Raw genomic sequence first — 5,626 nt, 5'->3', positions numbered from 1 at the left:
GCAACCGCGTGGCTGTTCATCGCCTCGATCCAGCTCCTTACTCGCCGCATCGCAAGAGCATGAAATCAGGCCCGATAGTTTTGAATCAGACTCTAACGAATGATTCGAAATCCGCAAATTTGTCTTATAAAAATTCCCCAGAACAAATCGAACTATCAATTGAAGGTCGCTCACTTTTCTTTGTAGGCGCGGAGCGCTTCGTAAGCACACCATCTCGTCAATATAATCGCTCCGAAGAGTATCTGCTTATCGGTTTCCACGACCAGATTCGGACACGATACGTGACGGACGTCATTGGGCGGTGGCCAATCGGAAAGCAAATTTGGAATGGCCAAGAGGTTCCGGCATATCGATTTGCCATGGCTTTTTTTGGAAAGCCGTCGAAATCCGGTGGCAGTATTCCAAATTTCTTGGGATATGATGGCTATCCTGTGGTATTCAGCGCCAGCAATGGCGCAACTATCATGCTCCAACCTGGGCCAGCAAGTTGGTCCATAACACCGTCAAAGACCGATGCCCCCGTAAGCGGCTCGGTACCACTCGCAATATCTGAAGAAAATACGGTGAAACCCGTTGCCATGCTCCAGGTGAGCGGCAACTTCGATAGCACAACGAACGAAATTCGTGGTCGCCTGTTCGATGCCGAGAATGATTTCCAGGGCACTTTTCGAGGGAAACTATACGGCCCCGACCGCGCCGAAATGGCGGCCGTATTCGAGTTTTCACAGAAATCCAGTGGATTATATTACTTAGGTCATTTTACAGGCAAGCGTTGACGGCAATATTGCCTTTGCACCTTGATGCCCTCGATTAACATCAGAGCATCAAGGTGCAAAATAGCGGCTCAGCCTTGGAAGATCGAGCGGCCCGCGTAGCGCGAGACGAAGCCCAGTTCCTCCTCGATGCGGAGCAGCTGGTTATATTTGGCCAGCCGGTCCGAACGGGCCATCGACCCGGTCTTGATCTGCCCGCAATTGGTGGCGACGGCGAGGTCGGCGATGGTCGCGTCCTCGGTCTCGCCCGAGCGGTGCGACATGACGGCGGTGTAGCCGGCGCGCTGCGCGGTGGAGACGGCCTCCAGCGTTTCGGACAGCGTGCCGATCTGGTTCACCTTCACCAGCAGCGAATTGGCGAGGCCGTCCCTGATGCCCTGGCGCAGGCGTTCCGGGTTGGTGACGAACAGGTCGTCGCCGACGAGCTGCACCTTGTCGCCGATCTTGTCGGTCAGGATCTTCCAGCCTTCGAAATCATCCTCGCCCATGCCGTCCTCGATCGACTTGATCGGGTAGCGGGCGCAGAGATCGGCGAGGTAATCGGCCATTTCGGCGGGCGAGCGCTTCACGCCTTCGCCCTCGAAATCATAGACGCCGTTCTTGAAGAATTCGGTCGCCGCGCAGTCAAGCGCCAGCACCACATCGTCGCCCGGCTTGTATCCGGCCTTCTCGATGCTCGCCATGATGAAGTCGAGCGCGGCCGGTGCGGAGGCGAGGTTCGGCGCGAAGCCGCCTTCGTCGCCCACCGCCGTCGCCAGGCCCTTGTCGTGCAGCGCCTTCTTCAGCGTGTGGAAGATTTCCGATCCGCAGCGCAGCGCCTCGGCCAGGCTTTCCGCGCCGACCGGCATGATCATGAATTCCTGGAAATCGATCGGATTGTCGGCATGGACGCCGCCGTTGATGATGTTCATCATCGGCACCGGCAGCACATGGGCGGCGGTGCCGCCGACATAGCGATAGAGCGGCAGGCCGCGCGCATCGGCAGCGGCCTTCGCCACCGCGAGGCTGACGCCCAGGATCGCGTTCGCGCCCAGCCGGCCCTTGTTGGGCGTGCCGTCGAGATCGATCATCACCGCGTCGATTTCCTGCTGGTCCTCGGCGTCGATGCCCGTCACGGCCTCGGCGATCTCGCCGTTCACCGCGTCGATCGCGGCACTCACGCCCTTGCCCTGCCAGCGGCTCTTGTCGCCGTCCCGCTTCTCGACGGCCTCGTGCGCGCCGGTGGAGGCGCCCGACGGCACGGCGGCGCGGCCGAAGCTGCCGTCCTCCAGCGTCACGTCAACCTCGACGGTGGGATTGCCCCGGCTGTCGATGATCTGCCGGGCGTGGACGTCGATGATCGCAGTCATTTCGGAATCGCACCTTTTTCTGGACGCTGGATGGCCCGCGCTCTATCCGCAGGAGGAGCGATAGGCAACGCTTCGCCGGCCGTGTAGCGAATGGTTTCGCGGCGGAACATCCGGGCAGGGGCGGATGTTGGAGAAGCGGACAGCGAAACGCTTTCGACGGAGACGCACATGCCCACGACCCCGGATTCCACCGAAAAGCCGAACCAGCCGGCCACGCCCAACGCCGCCGAGATCGATATCAATCCAACCGGATCGAAGGCGCGCGAAGCCTTTGCCGCGGCGAAGGAAAAGGTCGGCGAGCAGGCGAGCGACTTCAAGGAGCAGGCCGCCGGCAAGGCCCGCGATTATGCCGCGATCGGCAAGGAGAAGGCCGTCGAGGGGCTGGATAGCGTCACCCGCCTGATGGACGACGCGGCCAGCACCATCGACGACAAGGTCGGCGCCCAATATGGCGATTATGCCCGCAAGGCGGCCTCCGCCGTATCCAATGTCGCGACATCGCTGCGCTCCAAGGATGTGGACGAGCTGCTCGAGGATGCCCGCACCGTCGTCCGCAAATCCCCGGCGCTCGCGATCGGCGCCGCCGTCGCCGTCGGCTTCGTCCTCGCCCGGCTGGTGAGGGCCGGCAAGGATGGCGGGCAGGACAAATCGGCCTGAGCATCGCGATGGCGGGGGCGAAGGAACCGGGCACTTCGATCGGCGAGCTCTTCAATCGCGCCGTCGATCAGGGGGGGGAGCTGATCCGCGCCGAGCTGGCGGTCTATCGCCGGCTTGCCATCCGCCGCGCGCTGGCCGCAAGGCTGGCGGTGGCGCTGATGCTGGCCGGCGTGCTCATCGCCCTCGGCTCCGCCAGCGCGCTGATGATCGGCTTCGCGATCGGCCTTGCGCGCTTCATCGGCCCGGTGGGCGGCGGGATCGTCGCGGGGCTCGCCGGTTTCCTCGTCGCCGGCCTGCTGGTGCGCGAGGGGTTGAAACGCCTGCCGACGGTCGCGCCGCCGGAAGAGGATGAGCCGACGCAAGCGGAGCGGGACCGGTGATCGGCGACGAAGCAGATATCGCCAATGCCCGCGCCCGCGCCGCCGCCGCCCGCGCGCGGCTCGGCAGCACGCTGGGCGAGATCCAGGCAAGGCTCAATCCAAAGGCGTTGGCGCGCGAGGCATGGGACGAATTGCGCGAGCATGGCGAGGAGCTGGCGGCCGAGGCGCTGGCTGCCGCGAAGGAGAAGCCGGCGCGCACCGCCGCCATCGCCGGCGGCGTCGCGCTGTTCCTTGCCCGCAAGCCCATCGTGCGGGGCATCATGCACCTGCTGGCGAAACGAGACGAAGCGGGGACGGACGAGGAAACCGCCGCCGCCCCGAACGGTTCTGGCGAAGACTGACCCAATCGCGCCGGCCCGCCCGGCGGAACGAGGAGACGAGCGATGAGCAACAGCGTGAAGGACAGCGCCGAACGGGCGGGCGCCTATGCCAGCGAGAAGCTGAGCGAGGCCAAGGATCAGCTGCGCGAACGGGCGCACAATACCCGCGTCGCCGCGTCCGAAGCGCTGGAAAGCGCGCGGGAGAAGGCATCCGAGGCGAAATCGGCGACGATCCAGGGGATCGAGGACAATCCCGTCGCGGCGCTTGTCGCCGGCATCGCGATCGGCGCGGTTGTGGGCGCGCTCCTGCCGCGCGGCGAGCGCGAGAAGGCGGCGCTGGCGCCGGTCGGCGGCAAGCTCAATGAAGCCGCGCGCGTGGCGATCGCCGCCGCCAAGGAAGCCGGGCGCGAAACGCTGGACGACCTCGGCATCAACAAGGATGCGGCGTCCCAGCAGGTGGGCAAGCTGTTCGAAGCCGCCACCCGATCGGCGGGCGCCGCCGGCAGCGCCGCAGTCAACGCCGTCAAGAATCACTGAATATTCAAGCCCGGTTCACCGATCCGGGGCGAAAGCCGCGGCAGAACCAAATCCGGAGCGACAGAAGAATGATTTCGATGCGTATCCCGTTCACCGCCGCGACGATCGCGCTGGCCGGTCTTGCCGCCCCGATCGCGCTGGCGACGCCGGCGTCCGCCGCCGCGATCAACAATCAGGATCCGCAGGCCTTCATCTCCGGGCTTTCGCAGGAAGGCTTCGGCGCGCTGCGCGGCGGCAACCGGGCGGCCGCCAAGGTCAAGTTCCGCGATCTCCTCTCCCAGCATTTCGCGATCGACCAGATCGGCGATCGGCTGATCCGCCGCTGGAAGCCGACGCTGAAGCCCGATCAGCTTGCCGCCTACCAGGCCGCGCTGCCCAATTACGTGATCGGCATCTATGCCGACCGGCTGTTCGAATATGCCGATGCCGACCTCAAGGTCATCCGGTCCCAGCCGGCCGCGAACGGCGCCGCCGTCGTCACCCAGGTGGTGAAGAAGGGCCAGCAGCCGATTACCGCCATCTGGTCCGTCACCAAGACGCCGGCCGGCTACAAGGTTTCGAACCTCACCGTCGCCGGCATCAACCTGGCGCTTACCCAGGCGGCCGATTTCGACGCCTATATCCAGCGCAACGGCTTCGACAAGCTCGTCGCGTTCATGAAGTCCAAGGGCTGAGGCAGGCGCGCCGGCCCTCGTGATTGTTGCGGTGCGGCGTCCGTGCTAGGCGGGCGCCAAACCCACAATTAGGGACATGATGATGAGCAAGATGCACCTTGTTTTCGGGGGTCGCGTTAAGGATCCCCGCACGCTGGAATTCGAGGATCTGAACGCGATCGACGTCGTCGGCTTCTTCGACGATTACGAGTCGGCGGAAAAGGCCTGGCGCGGGGCGGCCCAGCGCACGGTGGACGATGCCGAGATGAAATATGTGGTGGTCCATCTCCATCGGCTGCTTCAGCCGGAGATGTAAGGAAATTCCTGCGGCGCGGCCGGCAGGGGTTATTCCGTCTTCCCCGCCAAGGCGGGGAAGACGGCCGGACTTTCGCCCTCTCCTATCCGATCAGGAAAATTCGCAGGCGCGACGCTAGCCGGAAATCGCGGCAAGGGGAATAGCCCTTGCGATCGGCCCGTCGGCGCGCGCCGGCCGTTCAGCGCGAGGCGAGCTGCCGGCCGCCCCCGGCAGACGTTGCGGACGCCCAGCGCAGCGGACGATCGCCAAGCGCCGCGCGCACGAAGCATTCGCCGCCCTTCAGGCGCACCTTCTCGCAAAGATCGACCGCGGCGGCGCGGGTCTGGAAGCCGCCGAGGCTGAGGCGATAGACGGTGCCGGCCCGTTCCAGATCGAACGCGCTGCTGGACGGCACATAATCCGCGATCATCTGGACGCGCGCGGCGATGCGGCTCCAGGCCGTCTCCACCCGCGCGGCGGTGCTATAGGCGCCGAGCTGGACGACGAAGCCGCCCTCGCTCGCCACGCGCTGGATCGGGAGCGAGGCCTGCCGCAGGGCCGGTTCGGGCGCGACGAAGGCGGCCCGGACGGGCCTGGCCGGCGGCGGGGCCAGCATCGCCGGCACGGCGACGGGCGTTACCGATGGAGCCGTCGCCTTCAGC

At 65.2% G+C, this 5,626-nt stretch carries 9 protein-coding genes; 7 read left to right on the top strand and 2 right to left on the bottom strand.

The annotated features are described in order from the left end of the window. The coding region (locus BHE75_RS23900; RefSeq protein WP_191225141.1) for a hypothetical protein at nucleotides 1-776 on the top strand (776 nt) is incomplete at its 5' end. Nucleotides 777-844: 68 nt separating this feature from the next. Here BHE75_RS23900 and eno read toward each other — a convergent pair. Continuing rightward, complete coding sequence (eno, locus tag BHE75_RS03595) at nucleotides 845-2,122, bottom strand: phosphopyruvate hydratase (RefSeq protein ID WP_070932463.1); 1,278 nt, start codon at nucleotides 2,120-2,122, stop codon at nucleotides 845-847. 168 nt (nucleotides 2,123-2,290) lie between these two features. Between eno and BHE75_RS03590 the strand changes: the two genes are divergently transcribed. The 6 genes from BHE75_RS03590 (at nucleotide 2,291) to BHE75_RS03565 (ending at nucleotide 4,985) form a co-directional block, all read left to right on the top strand. Beyond that, a complete protein-coding gene (locus tag BHE75_RS03590; protein WP_070935454.1) occupies nucleotides 2,291-2,779 on the top strand; it encodes a hypothetical protein in 489 nt (162 codons plus the stop codon). Between the two features lie 8 nt (nucleotides 2,780-2,787). Next, nucleotides 2,788-3,159: a phage holin family protein gene (locus BHE75_RS03585; RefSeq protein WP_015459317.1), complete on the top strand. Its 372-nt coding sequence runs from the start codon at nucleotides 2,788-2,790 to the stop codon at nucleotides 3,157-3,159. Beyond that, nucleotides 3,156-3,500 (top strand): DUF3618 domain-containing protein, encoded by a 345-nt coding sequence (locus BHE75_RS03580; RefSeq protein WP_070932461.1) that lies wholly within the window; start codon nucleotides 3,156-3,158, stop codon nucleotides 3,498-3,500. The genes BHE75_RS03585 and BHE75_RS03580 overlap by 4 nt, the downstream gene beginning before the upstream one ends. Nucleotides 3,501-3,542: 42 nt before the next feature. Continuing rightward, on the top strand, nucleotides 3,543-4,016 hold the full coding sequence (locus tag BHE75_RS03575; protein WP_015459315.1) for a DUF883 family protein: 474 nt from the start codon (nucleotides 3,543-3,545) through the stop codon (nucleotides 4,014-4,016). 77 nt (nucleotides 4,017-4,093) lie between these two features. After that, nucleotides 4,094-4,690 (top strand): MlaC/ttg2D family ABC transporter substrate-binding protein, encoded by a 597-nt coding sequence (locus BHE75_RS03570; protein WP_015459314.1) that lies wholly within the window; start codon nucleotides 4,094-4,096, stop codon nucleotides 4,688-4,690. An 82-nt stretch (nucleotides 4,691-4,772) separates the two neighbouring features. After that, nucleotides 4,773-4,985 (top strand): DUF4170 domain-containing protein, encoded by a 213-nt coding sequence (locus BHE75_RS03565; RefSeq protein ID WP_015459313.1) that lies wholly within the window; start codon nucleotides 4,773-4,775, stop codon nucleotides 4,983-4,985. Between the two features lie 178 nt (nucleotides 4,986-5,163). Here the strand turns inward: BHE75_RS03565 and BHE75_RS03560 are convergent. After that, nucleotides 5,164-5,626, bottom strand: a 463-nt coding sequence (locus BHE75_RS03560) for an SPOR domain-containing protein (protein ID WP_191225140.1), incomplete at its 5' end; no start/stop codon positions are given.

The organism is Edaphosphingomonas haloaromaticamans, assembly GCF_001853345.1.
GTDB classification, from domain to species: domain Bacteria; phylum Pseudomonadota; class Alphaproteobacteria; order Sphingomonadales; family Sphingomonadaceae; genus Sphingomonas_E; species Sphingomonas_E fennica.
This window is presented reverse-complemented; position numbering and strand designations above follow the sequence as displayed.